The sequence below is a fragment of the Streptomyces sp. NPDC017056 genome (assembly GCF_044332485.1).
In the GTDB taxonomy this organism is placed as follows: domain Bacteria; phylum Actinomycetota; class Actinomycetes; order Streptomycetales; family Streptomycetaceae; genus Streptomyces.
The window spans coordinates 1-15,235 of the sequence record NZ_JBIRPD010000027.1 but is presented as its reverse complement, the minus strand read 5'-3'; the positions used below and the strand labels follow the sequence as shown (position 1 = coordinate 15,235).

Below are 15,235 nucleotides of genomic sequence, written 5' to 3'. Positions count from 1 at the left end.
GGGCTCCTATGTCGTGCTTGCCGGCTCTTTCGAACCGGTGGTTCCAGCCCATCACCCCTGCAGGCCGACGGAGCCCCGTAGCCGATTACCCTTGCTCACACCCTGGGGCGCGGCGCGCCGCCCCAGGACCGGATCGGTGGTCTCGGGAAGGAGTGGCACGTGAACGGGGGCGGACCTGGCGGCCCACGCCGCGAACTGGGCGCGTTCCTGCGGTCCCGCCGCGAGCGGCTGGCACCCGCCGACGTGGGGCTGCCGGGCTCACCGCGGCGCCGCACCCCAGGGCTGCGGCGCGAGGAGGCCGCCGAGCTGGCCGGGGTCAGCAGCTCCTGGTACGCGTGGCTGGAGCAGGGCCGGGTGCGGACGTCGGAGCAGGTGCTGCGGTCCGTGGCGCGGGCACTGCGGCTGAACGCGGACGAGACCGCGCACGTGCTGTCGTTCGTGGAGCGCCCGGGCACCACCGAGCAGCCGCCGGGGTGGGTGTCGCGGAACCTGCTGTCGCTGGTGGAGTCACTGACGCCGAATCCGGCCGTGGTGCTCGACCCGCACTGGGACCTGCTGGCCTGGAACCCGGGCTACACCGCGCTGCTCACCGACCTGGCGCGGCTGACGCCCAAGCAGCGCAACCTGCTGTGGCTGGTGTTCCGCTGGCCGCCGGCCCGTACGCTGCTGGCCAGTTGGGAGCCGGAGGCACGGAGCCTGCTCGGCCAGTTCCGCGCGAAGGCGGCCCGGCACCCGGAGGACCCCCGGTACGCCGAGATCACCGAGGAACTGCTGGCCGACCCGGACGCGGCCCGCTGGTACGACCGCCGGGAGACCTCGGCGTTCCACCCCGCCGTACGGCATTTCCGGCATCCGGTGGCCGGCGATCTGCAGCTGCGGTACGTCAAGCTCGCCGCCGTCGACGAGCCCGGCCACCACCTGCTGGCCTACCTTCCCGACAACGACGCGACCAAAGAAGCACTGGGAACGCTCATCGGGTGAGCCGGAGCCGGCCCGCGCGGGCCGGCGCCCGGACGAACGGGAGGGTGGGGCGGGACGCAGGCAGCGGTGACGGCCCGACCGCGCTCGAAGCTGCTGTCGGGCCGCCACCTTCACCTCCACCCGCGCACCGCGCAACGGGTGTGCGGGGAGTCGGCCACCGGCTCCCGAAGTATCAGGAAGTCAGCACCGCCTTCATCACCGAGCCGTCACCGACCGCCGTCAGCGCCTCAGCGTGCTGCTCCAGCGGGAACGGCGTCACCAGGCTCGCCAGGTCGAACCGGCTGGTGAGGGCCGGCAGTAGCCGTACGTACTCGACGAGGTGGGCGCCGGTGAAGGCCCAGGAGCCGACCACGTCGAGCTGCCGGTGGACGATTTGGTGCGGATTGATCAGAGTGTCCCCGGCGTCCGTGTACTGGCCGATGACGAGGTAGCTGCCACCCCGGCGGGCCAGGGTGAGGCCCTGCCCGACGGCGGCCGGCACTCCGGCGCACTCGATCACCAGGTCGGCGCCGTCCCCGCCGGCGGCGGCCCGGGCCTCGCGCAGGATCTCCGCGGTGTCGGCGGTGTCGGCGATGTTCAGGTGGACATCGCCGATGCCGGCCGCGGCGGCCCGGTCCAGCCGGCCGGCCGGACCGCCGATGACGACGACCTTGGCGGCCCCGGCCAGCTGCGCGAACGCGGCCGCCGCCAGCCCGACCGGCCCGCTGCCCTGCACCACCACGGTCTCGCCCAGCCGCACCGGCCGCCTCTCGTACAGTGCGTGCGCCACGGTGGGCCCGGCGCAGGCCAGCGACATGGCGGCGAGCGGGTCGGTGCCGTCGGGCACCTTGACCACGGCGGTGCCGGGCTGCAGCACGATGTGGTCGGCCCAGGCCCCGGAGAGTTCCGGGCCGTCGGTCAGGGCACGGTTGACGCCGTACGTGCGGCGCCGCTCGCACAGGGTCGGTTCGCGGTGCAGCCGGCAGGGCGGGCAGACGCCGCAGGCGATGGAGGAGGCCCACATCACCGTGTCGCCGGCCGCGAGCGGCGCCCCGGTGGCGTCCTGGTGGGTGCCGGCGCCCAGCTCCCGTACGACCCCCAGCCCTTCGTGGCCGAGGACGAGCGGGAGCGGGATGTCCAGGTGGCCCTGCTGCAGATGCAGATCGGTGCCGCAGACACCGCCGTATCCACAGGCGACGATCATGCCGCCGTCGGGGGCCGCGGGCAGCGGGAACTCCCGCAGCCGCAGCGGCTGGGCGAACTCCTCCAGGACGACGGCGCGTCCGGTGCGCTGTGTCATGCCATCACCGTGCCCAGGGCCTGGGAGAACGGGGCCGCCAGCGGGCGCAGCGGCTCGGAGTCGCGGCACACGACGTAGTCCGGGCGGGGCCGGCCCGTGGGCCGCGGCAGGTTGGCGGTGTCGTTGTACGTGGCGATCAGCAGCCGTCGGGCGAAGGGTGACATGTTGGGGGACGAGCCGTGCACGATCTCCGGGGAGAACAGGACGACGGACCCGGCCGGGCCCTTGGGGCTGGTCATACCGTGCCGGTCGACGTGTTCGGCGAGCTGCTGCGGCGACAGGGAGATGTCGTCCGGGTCGAGGTGCTGCTCGGACTTGGCGGCGGCCGAGCGGCCCTCGTGGACCAGGCCGTTGCGGTGCGAGCCGGGCAGGAAGATGACCGGACCGTTGAACTCGGTGACGTCGTCGAGGAAGACGCCGATGTTGACCTGGCGCGGAGCGGGCAGGTTGTCGGCGAGCCGCCAGGCGAGGAAGTCCTGGTGCCAGGCCCACTTCTCACCGCCGAACGCCGGCTTGGCGTTGATCTTGAACTGGTAGATGTAGACGTCCTCGGTGAGCAGCTGCCGGACCGGCTCCAGGATGCGCGGGTCACGGATCAGACCGGCGTACTCGGGCTGCCGCTGGTGCGAGGAGTAGACCGCGCGCACCTCGGTGCCGCCGTCCTCGGTCACCACCTGCGGGCCGGGTACCTGCACGTCGCGCTCCAGCGCCGCGCGAAGCGTCTCCACCTCCTGGGGGTCGAGGAGGGATTCGAGCAGGAGGAAGCCCTGCTCGTGATACTGGTCGGCCTGTTGCTGGGTCAGTCGCATGTGCTTCTTCTCCTGAGAGGTGGGGAAATCCGTCGGGGCGGGCCGGGGCGCGAGGAGACCGCTGGTGGGGGATCACCCCATGAAGTGACCGCCGTCGACGATGAGTTGCTGTCCGGTGACATAGCCGCTGCGCGCGGTGACCAGGAATTCGAGGGCGTCGGCCATGTCCTCGGCCGAGCCGAGCCGGCCGCCGGGGATGGTGTCCAGGACGGCGGCCAGCCGCTCCGGGTCGTCGAGGCGGTAGCGCTCGGTGACCTCTTCGGTGTCGGTGAATCCGGGGAGCAGGGCGTTCACCCTGATGTGCGGGGCGAGTTCGAGGGCCAGGCACTTGGTGAGCTGGAGCAGGCCCGCCTTGCTCGCGCAGTAGTTGGCGCCGTTCGCACGGGGCCGGATCGCCGTGGTGGAGGCGACGTTGACGATGCTGCCGCCCCCGGCCTCCACCATGGCGGGCGCCAGCGCCCGCGTGAGGTGGAAGGGGCCGGAGAGGTTGGTGGCCAGCACCGTGTCCCAGTCCTCGGCGGCCATCGACATGAACGGCCGGTCGCGGTTCACCCCGGCGTTGTTGACCAGGACGGACGGGGCGCCGTACGCGTCGGTGATCCCGTCGCAGACCGACCGGATCTCCTCGGGCCGGGTGAGATCGCAGCGCAGCGTCTCGATCCGGCCGTCGCCGGCCTTCGTGGTCTCCCGGGCGGCGAGGTCGTCACCCCGGTAGAGGGCGATCACCTGATGGCCGAGGGCGGCGAGCCGCAGGCTCAGCGCCCTTCCGATGCCGCGGGTGCCGCCGCTCACCACGGAGATCGTCATGACAACTCCCTGAGATGTGCCGGGCGGACGGTCAGTTGGCGACGAGGTCGCCGCGCTTGAGCCCCGAGCCCTCGGGGACCTCGGCCGGGTCGCCGCCCACGCCCGCGATGGTGTTGTGCTCGTCGACGAAGACGACGTTCGGGACGAAGGAAGCGGCTTCGGCGTCCGTCATGGCGGCGTAGGCGATGAGGATGACGAGGTCACCGGGGCTGATGAGCCGGGCCGCGGCGCCGTTGATGCCGATGACGCCGGAACCGGCCGGGCCCTCGATGACGTACGTGGACAGCCGGGCGCCGTTGTTGATGTCGACGATGTCGACCTTCTCGCCGGCCATCAGGTCGGCGGCCTTCATCAGGTCGCTGTCGACCGTCACCGAGCCGACGTAGTGCAGGTCGGCCTGGGTGACGGTGGCGCGGTGGATCTTCGACTTCATCAGGGTGCGGTACATGCGGAATCCTCACAATCGGTGGGGTGAGTGGTGGTACGGCGCGGCCCCGGGCGGGGCCGGCCGGCGCGGCCCGGTCAGGCCGGCCAGGTGGCGTACCGGCGCATGCCGTAAAGCAGCGGCGCTTCTTCGGCGGCCGGCGCGTGGGTCTGGGTGGCCAGCACCTCGCCGATCACCATCGTGTGGTCACCGGCCGGGATGAGCCGGGTGACGCGGCACTCGGCGGTGGTGTGCGCGTCCTGGGTCAGCACCGGCAGGCCGGTGGCGGGCGCGGGCTGCCAGGGGACGGAGCTGAACCGTTCGGCGGCGGGTCCGGCGAACGCCTCGGCCGCGCGCCGCCCGGCGCTGTGCAGGAGGTTGACGGTGAAGGCCCCGCGGGCGGCGAGGACCGGAAGGGTGCTCCCGTTGTTGCCCGCGCATACCAGCAGCTGCGGCGGGTCCAGGGAGACCGAGCACAGGGCGGTGCAGGTGAAGCCGTACGGCGTGCCCTGCACATCGGCGGTGGTGATGACGGCGACGCCGCTGGGGTGGGAACCCATCAGGGTCCGGAAGGCGTCGCGGGTCACCGTGGGCGCGTCCTGGACGGGCGTCACCATGCGAACGCCTGGGCGTTGTAGAGGTTGACGCCGACCGCGGCCTTGCCCAGGTACTCCAGGCACTCCATCGGCTTGGCGGGCATCACGTGGGCGAACTGGGCTTCACGGACCAGCCGCTCCAACGGGTGATTGCGGTTGACGGCGGCCGAGCCGCACAGCCGCAGCGCGTCCTGGGCGAGCTGCGGGCCGACCTCGCCGACGACGTACTTGGCGGCGTGCACCATGGCGTTGGCCTCCAGGCTGCCGCGCTGCGCGGTGACCAGGTCGCCGGCCTCGTGCACCAGGGCACGGGCGGCCCGCAGCCGGGCGGACATCCGGCCCAGCTCCTGCTGCACGACGGGCGAGTCGGCGCGGGCGGGGGAGGCGGTGACATGCTCGACCGTGTGCCGGAAGAGGGCCTCGGCGATGCCGAGGTAGGCGCCGGTGTAGCCGGCGACCATCCAGTGTGGTTCGCGTACGACCTTGAACAGGGACATGCCCTCGACGCCGAGGTAGAGACGGGAGCGGGGCACCACGACCTCGTCCAGCGTCATCGGGGCGGTGCTGGTGCCGTACATCGCCGACATGTGCTGCACGGTCTCGAAGCTCACGCCGGGATCGTCGGCGGCGACGACGAAGTGCGAGACCTCGCCGGTGTCCTCCTCGCCGGTCTCGGCGGCCGCCGCGACGACGTAGTAATCGGCGGCGCCCGCCAAGGAGACGAAGGACTTCTTGCCGCTCAGGATGTAGTGCGCGCCGTCCTCGGAGAGACGGTAACGGGTGCGCATGCCCCGCAGCTTGGCGCCGCGGCCGGCTTCGGAGGTGGCGGAGGCGAACAGCTTGCGGCCGTTGACGACCTCGTCCAGCATCCAGGCGCGGAACGCGTCGGCGGCCGGCGGCAGCCGGGTGCCGGCGGCATCGGCGAGCGCGCCGATGACGACGTGGTGCATGTTGAAACCGAGGGCGGCGGCGCCGTGGTGCGAGCCGAGTTCGGCCAGCACCCGCCAGTAGTCACCGAAGCTTAGGCCGGCGCCGCCCGCCTCCTGGGGGACGAGCAGGGCGAGCAGGCCGGACTCGCGCAGGATGCGGTAGGCCTCGTGGCCGGTGTCGTGTCCGGCGTCGGTGCCGGCGGCGAGCGGGGCGATCCGTTCGCCCGTCTCCGCGGCGAGTTTGAGGAGGTCGTCGAGGGGGGTCAGCAACGCCATCGAAATCCTTCGGGTCGGTGTGCGGCCGGTCGGGTCACGGCCGGTCAGTTCTCGACAGGCAAGCCGAGTTGCCGTGCGACACCCACCCGCAGCAGGTCGTTCGGACCGGCGTAGGTGAGGGCCGCCATGGGGCCGGCCAGGTCGGCGGCGAGGTCGAAGCCGGGGAGGAAGGCCCGGACGCCGGACAGCGCGGTGGCGTGCTCGGTCATCCGTACGTAGTCCTCGGACACGGAGATCTTGGTCAGCGCCGCCTCGGCGGCCAGTTGCCGGGCCGGTGTACCGGCGTCGAGCCGGGCGGCCATCGCGTAGAGCTGGACGCGGGACCGGTGCAGCGCCAGGGCCATGTCGCTGACCCGGCCCGCGACCTGGTGACTCGCTCCCATCCGGCGGCCGAAGTGGTCCCGGTCCCTGGCCCAGTCGACGGTACGGGCCAAGAGGAGCTGCATCGGGCCGAGGGCGTAGCCGAGGATGACGGAGCGTTCCCAGGCGGTGGTGGAAGCCATCACCGCCAGTCCGGACCCCTCCTCGCCGAGCAGTGCGCTCTCCGGCAGCCGGGCGCCCTCGAAGAGGAGTTCTCCCATCGGCACGGTGGGCAGCGCGGTCTTGGTGAACGTCTCGCCGCGGCGGACCCCCGGCAGGTCGAGCGGGAAGAGGAAGGCGGACAGCGCGAACGGCGAACGCCCCTCGGAGGTACGCGCGAAGACGATCGCCCGGTCGGCCACGGGGGCGGCGGTGATGAACGTCTTGGCGCCGTCGAGCACGAAGCCGTCCCCGCCGCGCCGGGCGCGGGTCTGCATGGAGAACGGGTCACTTCCGCCGCCGCGTTCGGTCAGCGCGTGGCACAGCAGCTCCCGGCCCTGCTGGACATCGGCGACCGCGCGCCAGACGTCCGCGCCGAGGGCGTCCCGCAGCGGGAACTGCATGCCGAAGATCTGCGAGGCCAGCGCGTAACACAGCCCGGGGTCGATGCCGGCCAGCCCGATGCCCTCGATCATGGCGAGCGACCGGGTGACCGGGCCGGGCGCCGTGGCGTCCGGCGAAGCGAGCCGGAGCACCCCGAGGTCGGCCATGGCCCGCCACCGAGTGGTGAAGTCCGCGTCCGCGATCCGCTCGACCACCGGTGCGGCCAGGTCACGGTAGGTGTCGACGAGTTGCTCGGTCTCCGGTGCGCCGGTGCGCAGCGCCGCGGTGGCCAGCGCGCTCACTTGCGGCCCTCGCCGGAGAGATCCTCGATGGCGGCCCAGAGCGCCTTCGGGGTACGGAAGTTGGCGGCGACGATCTCGGTGTCGGGCAGGGTGATACCGGCTTCCTTGTGCAGCGCCGCGACGATCTCCATGATCGCCAGCGAGTCGACCAGGCCCATTTCGAGCAGCGGGGTGTCCGCGTCCAGGGAGCTGGCGTCCTCGCCGCGGCCCCAGCTGATGCGGCTGCCGATCAGGGTGCACAGTTCTTCGACGCTGTTCATACGGTGATCTCCTCAGGGAGTACGGGACCGGCGGTGTGATCGACGGCGGCGCTCAGCGCACGGCGGTCGACCTTGCCGCTGGTGGTGGTGGGCAGGTTGGCGAGCGAAACGATCCGGTCGGGCAGCATCCGCTTGGGCAGCACGTCGCGCAGCGCGGCCAGGACCTCGCGTTCGGTGGCCTCGGTCTGGGCGTAGGCCCAGATCTGACCGGAGTACGGACCGTCCTTGGCGACGACCGCGGCGGTGGCCACCTGCGGCAGCTCCAGGACGGCGTTCTCCACGTCCATCAGGTCGATACGGTGACCCCGCCTCTTGACCTGATGGTCACGCCGGCCGCGCAGGAAGACCCGGCCGTCGGACGTGATCCGGCCGAGGTCGCCGCTGGCGTAGGCGCGGCGGGCCGCACCGTCGCGGAAGGTGACGGTGACGGTGGGGTCCTCGGGCGCGCCGCCGCGCAGATAGCCCTGGAAGACGACGGGGCCGGCGATGTGGATCTCGCCTTCGCCGTCGGTGGGCCGGCCGTCCTCGTCGAGCACCTCGATGTGGACGCCGCCGATGCCGCGCCCGATGGGCAGCTCCTGGTCGGCGGTCCAGTCGGCCGGTACCCGGTAGTACGTGCAGGCGTTCGTCTCGGTGGGCCCGTACAGGTTGTAGAAGGGCACCCCGTCCAGCAGCCGCAGATAGCGCTCCAGCAGTTCGGGGGCGAACGCCTCGCCGCCGAAGGCCGCGATGCGCAGGGAGGGCGGCGGGGCGTCGGCGATACCGCCCTGCTGGAGCATGTTGTGGTAGAGGGAGGGCACCGCCATGAAGGCGGTGATGCGCTGCGCGGTCAGCCATCCGACGACATCGCGCGGGAAGGCCCGCAGCACGTCCGGCATCAGGACCGTGCAGGCCCCCGCGGCGGCGGCGCTGAACAGGTCGAAGGTGGTCAGGTCGAAGGTGAGGGCGGCCTGCGAGCCGATCCGGTCCTCCGGGGTGAGCCCGAACTCGCCGGCGGCCCACAGGGCGTAGTGCGCGACGTTCTCGTGCGAGAGCAGAACGCCCTTGGGCCAGCCGGTACTGCCCGAGGTGAAGAGTATGTAGCCGCCGGAGTCGGTGGGCGCGGGCAGCGGCTCGGGCCGCTCCTCGGGAGCCAGGATCCGCAGCCGGTGCAGGCCGTGCTCCAGGGGGGCTTCGCCGGCCGGCGCACCGGAGCGGGCGCGGGTGGCGGCGCGCCGGGCCCCGGCCAGGGCGCGGTCGGTGGTCAGCAGCAGGGACAGCCCTGCGTTATGGATCATGCGGGCCGTACGTTCCGGCGGATCGGCCACGTCGAGAGGCGCGGCCACCGCGCCGGCCCGCAGCGCCGCGTACAGAGCGATGACGGTGGCGGGGGTCTTGGGAGCGTAGACACCGACCCGGTCGCCCGGCGCGACACCGTCGGCGGTCAGCCTGGCCGCCAACGCGTCGACCGCGCTGTCGAGTTGCGCGTACGTCCAGCTCTCGCCGCCCCCTTCCAGGGCGGGGCGGCCGGGGTGGACCCGGGCGGAGCGGGCCAGCAGGGCGTCCAGGCGCACGGGTGTCCGGGCGGTCATCGGGCGGCCTCCACGGACCGGCTCTTCCCGGTGTGCTCGGCGAGGAAGCCGCAGACGGTCTCGGTGACGAGCTCCGGGCAGACCAGGTGCGGGTAGTGGTCGCAGCCTTCGGGGACCAGACGCCGGAACGGGCCGCTGACCGCGCGCTCGACTGCGTCGACCTGGCCCATCGAGCCGTACTCGTCCGCGTCGCCCTGGATCGTCAGCACCGGCGCGGTGACGTCGAGGTCGTTTTCGATGGACCAAGTGCGGAAGGCGGGGGAGAGCCAGACTCCGCTCCAGCGGTCGAAGACGCCCCGGGGGTCGTCGTGCACCATGGCCATCTTCCTGGCGAGCGGGCCGGCCTCGTAGGAGGCGCGGGCGTTCTCGATGCCGACGCGGTTCTCGTCCTCGAAGTACATGTGCGGGCCCATACCGACGACCGCTTCGACGGGGTGCGCCGAGGCGTACAGCAGGGCCATGGAGGCGCCGTCGCTGTGGCCGACCAGGACGGGGCGGTGCATGCCGAGCGCGTCCAGCAGTTCTGGCAGTACGTGCTGGGCGTGCTCGTGCATGTAGCGGGGGGTGCGGGGCTCCGGGTCGGGACCGCTGCCGCCGTTGCCGTGGCGGGAGTACACCAGCGCGCGGCGCCCGGTCGCGGCGGCCAGCCGGGCGGGGAAGCGTCCCCAGGCGGCGAGGCAGCCCAGCCCGCCGTGCAGGAAGACCAGGGGCGCCAGACCGGGGTCACCGTCGATGACGACATGTTCAAGAGGACCGTTGCGCAGCTCGATTACCGGCACAGCAAAACCCTTCTCGGTGGTACGACAGAAAACGGGCATTCCGGAGAGCCCAGCCGGCATTGACCCGCGACGACCTGTCGTGACGCGGACGGAACGCAGGACGGGCCGGAATGACGGCAACAAAAGTTGAGAAAGCAACTATGAGCGGGTGGCAGTCACTGGCGTATTGGCGTTGCGGTAGGCGCGCGATGACGCTTCGCACCGCATCACAACGAATCGCCCATACTTCGTACCGCACCCTGAATCATCAATGAGTGGCGGTCGGCAACTGATTTACGAAGCCTTGTCGGCGACTGCGAAGAAAGGGCGTCCAGGCGCGGACCCCCGGCGAGCGGCCCGCTCGGCCGCGGAACTCTTTGCTTCTTCTTTGAGCAATTTTTGCGCTATGCCGATTGACGGCGCACGCCAGTGTTCCCGCACGTTAACCCCCGTTAAGTACATGGCTGCTCGCCGACACTACCGGCCTGCGCCCGGGCTTCCCGGGGCGTGCCGTCCGCTCGGCGACACCGAGAAGACTAGGCATTTTGCCGAGAGTGGAGAAATGCCATTGCTGAATCACTTATACACTCGGCGAATGAGCATCGACCTGCGCCATTTGCGGTGTTTTCTAGCCGTAGCCGAAGAAAGAGGGTTTACGGCCGCCAGCCATCGCCTGCACCTCTCCCAGCCGACCCTGACCCGCAACATCAGGGCCCTTGAGGAGTCCCTGGGGGTGCGGCTTTTCGAACGCAGCACACGCAGAACGGAGCTGACCGACAAAGGGATGACCTTGCAGGAGGCCGTCGCCCCGCTGCTGCGCCGGCTCGACTCGGTGCTGCAGGAATTACAGAATGGGGAGAAACTGCGCATCGGGTTCAACTGGGGTCTACCCGAGGGTTTCTCGCGACTCGCCACCCGGTTCACGGAGGAGACCGGGGTCGAAGTCGCCTTCGTCCGCTGCGACACCCCCCATGCCGGACTCGACACCGGCCAGACACATCTGGGCCTGCTGCGCAGCACGCCGCAGCAGAAGGGGCTGCGCAGCGTCCTCCTCTACGAGGAGCCACGCATCGCGGCCGTCCCCGTGAGCTGGCAGCTGGCCGAACGCACCGCACTCGACTGGGCGGAGCTCGCCGACCTGCCGCTGATCATCAACACCGTCAGCGGCACCACCTTCCCCGACATGTGGCCCGCCGGCCGCCGGCCGGTGGTCGGCGCCGAGTGCCGCAACTTCGACGAGTGGCTGGAGCAGGTGGCCGCCGGCCTCGGCGTCGGCACGGCACCGGTCTCCGCCGCCCGCCGCTACACCCACCCCTCCGTCCGCCTCGTCCCACTGACCGGCGCACCCACCGTCCCCGCCTACCTGGCCCACCCCTCGCACGGCGCCCACCCGCAGGCCGCACGCTTCGCCGACCAGGCCTGGCGGGCGGCCGACGAACTGCAGACGTGACGGCGAAGCCGGCTGACGGGTGTGCTCTCGCCACGAGGCAGCACGCGTCGGCCGGCCTCGGCGCGGGCGTCCGGGGCGGATGGCAGCGATAGCGCGGGCACCGACAGCCCGGGTGGATACTTCCGTACGAACGGGGGAGGAAGCGGCAGCGTGCGCATCGTCGAGGGGGGACCGCATGGTGACGCTGGTGCTGTTGCTCGTGGCCGGCGCGGCGGTGGCCGTGGTCGTCGCAGGCCTGGTGCGTGCCGGGCGGCGGGAGGCACGCGCCGAGCGGGCGCGGCAGCAGGAAGAAGAGCGCCGCGAGGCGCGGCGGTCGCTGGCCGCGGTGTGGAAGATGAGCGGCCGGCAGTTCGAGGAGTACGTGGCCGGGCTGTGCCGCCGCGACGGCTGCACCCGGGTGCGGCGGGTCGGCGGCTCCGGCGACCTCGGCGCGGACGTCACCGGCTTCCTGCCCGACGGCAGAAAACTGGTCATCCAGTGCAAGCGCTACGCCAAGCACCGCTCGGTCGGCAGCCGCGACCTGCAGACCTTCAACGGCACCGCCCGCGACGAACACGGCGCCGACGTCCCCGTCTTCGTCGCCTCCTGCGTCTTCACGCAACAGGCACGCGCCTTCGCCGCCAAACACCACCTGGTACTCGTCGACGTCAACCTGCTCGGGTTCTGGAACGGCGGAACCCCGCTGACGGCCTTCTTGGACCTCGACATCGGCCGGTCCGGCAACCACCGCAAGATCGACCCGGACGACTGAGGTCCCCGGATCACCGCTGAGGGGCCTGGTGCGCACGCGGCGGGGCGAGGAGACTGTCCGTAACCACATCCAGCGGGGAGAACAGCCATGCAACACCGCCAGGAGGGCGACGGCCAGGTCGGCGGCCCGTACTCCAGCCCCGGCGATCCGGGCAACCCCGCACCGCAAGGCGACGATGAGAAGACCGCGCTCACTTGACAGTCATGCTTGTCAGCGCTCCGACCTGGGGACACCAGGCCGCCGACTGATCAACTGGGAGAGGAGTGGGAAACGGCGGCGTCCACAGGCCCCCGGCTGCCCGGTAAAAAACCCTCCCAGCGCTCTTGCTGGGCCTCGGCGATGTTCTGTTCCATCGTGAGGGTCAGGTTGCCGTACAGGCCCCGGACCCCGGCGATCTCGTGGCCCATGCGGGTCTCGACGGCGGTATCGCTGTGCCCCTCTTCTTCGAGGCACTCCTTCATCCAATGCCGCAGCCGGTAGATCGGCCACTCGCCCACCGAGAACTCCTCCACGGGCGGGATGGCGGGCCGCGGGAGGCCCCGGAGGCCCGCGCGGGCGGGGGCGCCGTCCCGGATCGGCCACCAGTAATCCCGGCCGAAGGACGCCCCGAGCAGCGTCCCGCCGTTGATCGAGGGGAACGACCACGGGGAGTTGTGCGATGCCACGAGCGCGGTGTGCATGGCCGTCAGGAAGGGCGCCTGCACGAGGGTCCGGTGGGAGTCGTACTTCAGGTCGGTGAGTGTCTTCTTGCCGTCCACCCACTGGTGCTGGAACTGCACCCGGGTCGCGGGCATCGTCGCGTACCGTTCCCGGAACTCTTCGCGCTGCTCCCGGTCGGGGCCGGAGGCCGGCCAGGCCGGCGCCGTGTAAATCTTCTGCAGCCCGTACATCCCGCCGGGCCGCATCCCCTGGAAGGCCGCGTCCCAGATGTAGGTCCAGCCGGTGAAGCCCCACACCGTGTACGCGTTCACGGCCAGCTGGTACACCGGGCCCATGGCCAGGGGGCGCTTCTTCTTGCGCGCCTTCTTCACGTACCGGCCGCGGCGAGGCGTGGCCGGCGGGATGGGGGTGTCGGCCCGCAGCTGGTACCGCTGCACAGCGTCGATCGTCAGCATGCCGAAGAGCATGAGGATGGTATTGGTATTGGCGTAGGTGCGGGCCAGCTCCTTGCGCTCCACCTTCTGGTTGAGCGCGTTCTTCCAAGCGATGTACTCCGGGGTTTGGATGTGGTTGACGCGGCACCTGCCCCACTGTTTGTTGATCTGGGCCCTGAGGATGGACCGGTACATCCTGACCGACTCGGTACGGAGGTCCTGGTCCGGCAGCCAGATCTCCAAAGTGTGTTTGCTCATCAGGAGGTCGCCGCGGCTCTTGACCACGCGCTGGCCGTGGCGGACCTCGTACTCGCGATCCAAGCCGTAGTCGTAGGCGGTCTCCCCGTCGTCGAAGCCGCCCTTGCTTTCGTACTTCTTCTTGCCGTTCTCCAGGTACTCGCCAGACCACCATTTGACCCGGCACGTGGTCCCGCGCCATTCGACGTACGGCATGCCGTCCCCGACCTGTTGGGTGGTCCGCGCGATGCTCCCGCCGCCGTGGTGGGTCACCTGGCGCAACTGCTGGTCGCACAGGCTGTCGAGGTGCTCCTGCTGTGGTCGCCGCCTACGCCTCCTGTACACCGGAACCGGTTGGCGGGAAACTCGGTGCTGCTCACGGTATTGCGCAGGGAGGCGGGCGCACCACCGGTGCTCTTGCCCCCGGTGGGCGCGGAGCGGCTCGGTGGGGCCAACGTGTCTATTCTCTCGCCAGGTTGTGTATCGACTGAACGAGGAACCGAATGCGGCCGGTGCGGCTGAACCGTGGGGCTGTGGCGTCGTGGTGCTGCCAGGCAGGGTCAGGTGAGGGCGCCGATGCGCCGGGCGAAGGTCTGCACACCGGTGAGGGTGCGGTCGTGCCGCATCAAGGCGGTGGCCATGGTGCGTACGGAGGCCCGGCGGACTTCTTGGGGCGCGGCCTGTTCGGCTGCCCGCAGGGCCCGGTAGCAGGGTTCGGGTTTGTTCCACTGGGCGAAGGCCCGGGCGACGTCGATCCAGTAGCGGGCCTGGCGTTCACGGGTGGGCAGGCGCGTGGTGTCGATGTGGCGGGCGTGGTCGATGGCCTGTCCCGCGTCCCCGAGCAGGTGACTGATGGAGATCTGGTGCAGCAGCACCTGGGTTGGTCCGAAGAAGGAGCCGTGGGGCGCGTGGTCGTGCCCCAGGCGGGTGGCGGTGGCGCGGGCTTCGGTGATCAGGAGGTGGGCGGTGTGCCGGTCGCCCTGTTTGGCCGCGGAGTAGGCGGCGGTCGCGTACAGGTTGCCCTGGACCGATAGGCGAGCCGCCCGAGGAGCGGTGCGGTCGGCGGCCAGGGCCTGGGCCGCGGCGATGGCCACATCGGTGGCACGGGCGTAGCGGCCCTGGCGGCGCCAGGCACTGGAGACCATACGGTGGGCTTCGGCGGCGGTCAGCGCGTCGGCTCCGCCGAGGGCGGCCGTCAGGGCCCGGTCGGCGGTGACGGCAGCCAGGCCGTCTTCGCCGAGCTTGACGCACAGGCGAGTGGCGGTGCAGTACAGCTCGGCGACCGCGGTGGCGGACCACGCCGGGTGTTCGGCGTCGCCGAGGGCCTGAGCGGCGGCGATGCGCTGGGGCAGCGCGTCGGCGAGCGCGGTGTAGCGGCACGCGCCGAACTCCTGGCGGGAGGCGGTCACGGCGTGGGCGATGGCGCGCGGGGTGAGGGCGGCCCCGCCGAGAGGGCTGCCGCGGTGCAGCAGCAGATCCTCCAGGGCGGTCAGGTCCGGGCGGCCGACCGCCTGCACGGAAGGGCGCCCAGGACCACCTGGGTGGTGGCTCCGGCCACGCCGGCCAAGAGCGTGCGTCGGTGCACGGGGTCCTCCTCTCGCTCACCGGGTCGCAACCGCCAGGCCACCCTAAAGATTGTCCCGTAACCAATGGTGCGGTTGGCGCGTTGGTTGGGCATAGGTGGGGTGATCTCGGCAGGTGATCCGAAGTGGGTCGAGCCGTTTGCTGGTCTGACCGAGGTGCAGTTCGCCAGGCTGGTGGCACTGGTGCGGCGTCGCGGTGGTGAGGTTCAGCGTGGCCGCCCGTGG

15 protein-coding genes and 1 pseudogene are annotated in these 15,235 nt (G+C 71.3%); 4 read left to right on the top strand and 12 right to left on the bottom strand.

Going from position 1 to position 15,235, the window contains the following annotated elements; all coding sequences use genetic code 11:
* Positions 1-159 precede the first annotated feature (159 nt).
* A complete protein-coding gene (locus ACH4OW_RS34875) occupies positions 160-981 on the top strand; it encodes a helix-turn-helix transcriptional regulator (RefSeq protein WP_360135692.1) in 822 nt (273 codons plus the stop codon).
* Between the two features lie 172 nt (positions 982-1,153).
* Here ACH4OW_RS34875 and ACH4OW_RS34870 read toward each other — a convergent pair whose 3' ends face one another.
* From ACH4OW_RS34870 to ACH4OW_RS34825, 10 genes are all read right to left on the bottom strand, one after another.
* Complete coding sequence (locus ACH4OW_RS34870; protein ID WP_398032166.1) at positions 1,154-2,260, bottom strand: zinc-binding dehydrogenase; 1,107 nt, start codon at positions 2,258-2,260, stop codon at positions 1,154-1,156.
* Positions 2,257-3,069: a phytanoyl-CoA dioxygenase family protein gene (locus ACH4OW_RS34865; RefSeq protein ID WP_360135696.1), complete on the bottom strand. Its 813-nt coding sequence runs from the start codon at positions 3,067-3,069 to the stop codon at positions 2,257-2,259. Before ACH4OW_RS34865 ends, ACH4OW_RS34870 begins: the two co-directional genes overlap by 4 nt.
* 72 nt (positions 3,070-3,141) lie before the next feature.
* Positions 3,142-3,876 carry an SDR family NAD(P)-dependent oxidoreductase gene (locus tag ACH4OW_RS34860; RefSeq protein ID WP_398032164.1) on the bottom strand — a complete coding sequence of 245 codons (735 nt, stop codon included), beginning with the start codon at positions 3,874-3,876 and terminating at the stop codon, positions 3,142-3,144.
* A gap of 31 nt (positions 3,877-3,907) precedes the next feature.
* Positions 3,908-4,324, bottom strand: coding sequence for an aspartate 1-decarboxylase (gene panD / locus ACH4OW_RS34855; RefSeq protein ID WP_360135700.1), 417 nt, complete (start codon positions 4,322-4,324; stop codon positions 3,908-3,910).
* 74 nt (positions 4,325-4,398) lie between these two features.
* Positions 4,399-4,917 (bottom strand): flavin reductase family protein, encoded by a 519-nt coding sequence (locus tag ACH4OW_RS34850; RefSeq protein ID WP_360135702.1) that lies wholly within the window; start codon positions 4,915-4,917, stop codon positions 4,399-4,401.
* Positions 4,911-6,101 carry an acyl-CoA dehydrogenase family protein gene (locus tag ACH4OW_RS34845; protein WP_398032160.1) on the bottom strand — a complete coding sequence of 397 codons (1,191 nt, stop codon included), beginning with the start codon at positions 6,099-6,101 and terminating at the stop codon, positions 4,911-4,913. Before ACH4OW_RS34845 ends, ACH4OW_RS34850 begins: the two co-directional genes overlap by 7 nt.
* A gap of 44 nt (positions 6,102-6,145) precedes the next feature.
* The gene (locus tag ACH4OW_RS34840) at positions 6,146-7,306 is read right to left on the bottom strand and encodes an acyl-CoA dehydrogenase family protein (protein ID WP_398032159.1); all 1,161 of its coding nucleotides are present in this window, start codon (positions 7,304-7,306) and stop codon (positions 6,146-6,148) included.
* Complete coding sequence (locus ACH4OW_RS34835) at positions 7,303-7,566, bottom strand: acyl carrier protein (RefSeq protein WP_398032156.1); 264 nt, start codon at positions 7,564-7,566, stop codon at positions 7,303-7,305. Before ACH4OW_RS34835 ends, ACH4OW_RS34840 begins: the two co-directional genes overlap by 4 nt.
* Positions 7,563-9,137: an amino acid adenylation domain-containing protein gene (locus ACH4OW_RS34830; RefSeq protein ID WP_398032154.1), complete on the bottom strand. Its 1,575-nt coding sequence runs from the start codon at positions 9,135-9,137 to the stop codon at positions 7,563-7,565. The genes ACH4OW_RS34835 and ACH4OW_RS34830 overlap by 4 nt, the downstream gene beginning before the upstream one ends.
* Positions 9,134-9,916: an alpha/beta hydrolase gene (locus tag ACH4OW_RS34825; protein WP_360135712.1), complete on the bottom strand. Its 783-nt coding sequence runs from the start codon at positions 9,914-9,916 to the stop codon at positions 9,134-9,136. The genes ACH4OW_RS34830 and ACH4OW_RS34825 overlap by 4 nt, the downstream gene beginning before the upstream one ends.
* A 574-nt stretch (positions 9,917-10,490) precedes the next feature.
* On the opposite strand from ACH4OW_RS34825, the gene ACH4OW_RS34820 reads away from it, so the two are divergent.
* Together ACH4OW_RS34820 and ACH4OW_RS34815 are read left to right on the top strand one after the other, a co-directional pair.
* A complete protein-coding gene (locus ACH4OW_RS34820) occupies positions 10,491-11,345 on the top strand; it encodes a LysR family transcriptional regulator (RefSeq protein WP_398032153.1) in 855 nt (284 codons plus the stop codon).
* 175 nt (positions 11,346-11,520) lie between these two features.
* Positions 11,521-12,096, top strand: coding sequence for a restriction endonuclease (locus tag ACH4OW_RS34815; protein ID WP_360135715.1), 576 nt, complete (start codon positions 11,521-11,523; stop codon positions 12,094-12,096).
* 248 nt (positions 12,097-12,344) lie between these two features.
* On the opposite strand, the gene ACH4OW_RS34810 is transcribed toward ACH4OW_RS34815, so the two are convergent.
* Together ACH4OW_RS34810 and ACH4OW_RS34805 are read right to left on the bottom strand one after the other, a co-directional pair.
* Entirely contained in the window at positions 12,345-13,772 is a 1,428-nt protein-coding gene (locus ACH4OW_RS34810) for an integrase (RefSeq protein ID WP_398032151.1), read from the bottom strand.
* A gap of 215 nt (positions 13,773-13,987) precedes the next feature.
* Positions 13,988-14,944 (bottom strand): XRE family transcriptional regulator, encoded by a 957-nt coding sequence (locus tag ACH4OW_RS34805; RefSeq protein WP_398032149.1) that lies wholly within the window; start codon positions 14,942-14,944, stop codon positions 13,988-13,990.
* Positions 14,945-15,103: 159 nt separating this feature from the next.
* On the opposite strand from ACH4OW_RS34805, the pseudogene ACH4OW_RS34800 reads away from it, so the two are divergent.
* Positions 15,104-15,235 (top strand): annotated as a pseudogene (locus ACH4OW_RS34800) (IS5/IS1182 family transposase); the annotation flags it as partial.

Excerpts from the sequence above, each read along its gene's own strand:
- ACH4OW_RS34870 (WP_398032166.1), bottom strand. The coding sequence starts at position 2,260 with ATGACACAGCGCACCGGACGCGCCGTCGTCCTGGAGGAGTTCGCCCAG.
- ACH4OW_RS34865 (WP_360135696.1), bottom strand. The coding sequence starts at position 3,069 with ATGCGACTGACCCAGCAACAGGCCGACCAGTATCACGAGCAGGGCTTC.
- ACH4OW_RS34860 (WP_398032164.1), bottom strand. The coding sequence starts at position 3,876 with ATGACGATCTCCGTGGTGAGCGGCGGCACCCGCGGCATCGGAAGGGCG.
- panD (WP_360135700.1), bottom strand. The coding sequence starts at position 4,324 with ATGTACCGCACCCTGATGAAGTCGAAGATCCACCGCGCCACCGTCACC.
- ACH4OW_RS34850 (WP_360135702.1), bottom strand. The coding sequence starts at position 4,917 with ATGGTGACGCCCGTCCAGGACGCGCCCACGGTGACCCGCGACGCCTTC.
- ACH4OW_RS34845 (WP_398032160.1), bottom strand. The coding sequence starts at position 6,101 with ATGGCGTTGCTGACCCCCCTCGACGACCTCCTCAAACTCGCCGCGGAG.
- ACH4OW_RS34835 (WP_398032156.1), bottom strand. The coding sequence starts at position 7,566 with ATGAACAGCGTCGAAGAACTGTGCACCCTGATCGGCAGCCGCATCAGC.
- ACH4OW_RS34830 (WP_398032154.1), bottom strand. The coding sequence starts at position 9,137 with ATGACCGCCCGGACACCCGTGCGCCTGGACGCCCTGCTGGCCCGCTCC.
- ACH4OW_RS34820 (WP_398032153.1), top strand. The coding sequence starts at position 10,491 with ATGAGCATCGACCTGCGCCATTTGCGGTGTTTTCTAGCCGTAGCCGAA.
- ACH4OW_RS34815 (WP_360135715.1), top strand. The coding sequence starts at position 11,521 with ATGGTGACGCTGGTGCTGTTGCTCGTGGCCGGCGCGGCGGTGGCCGTG.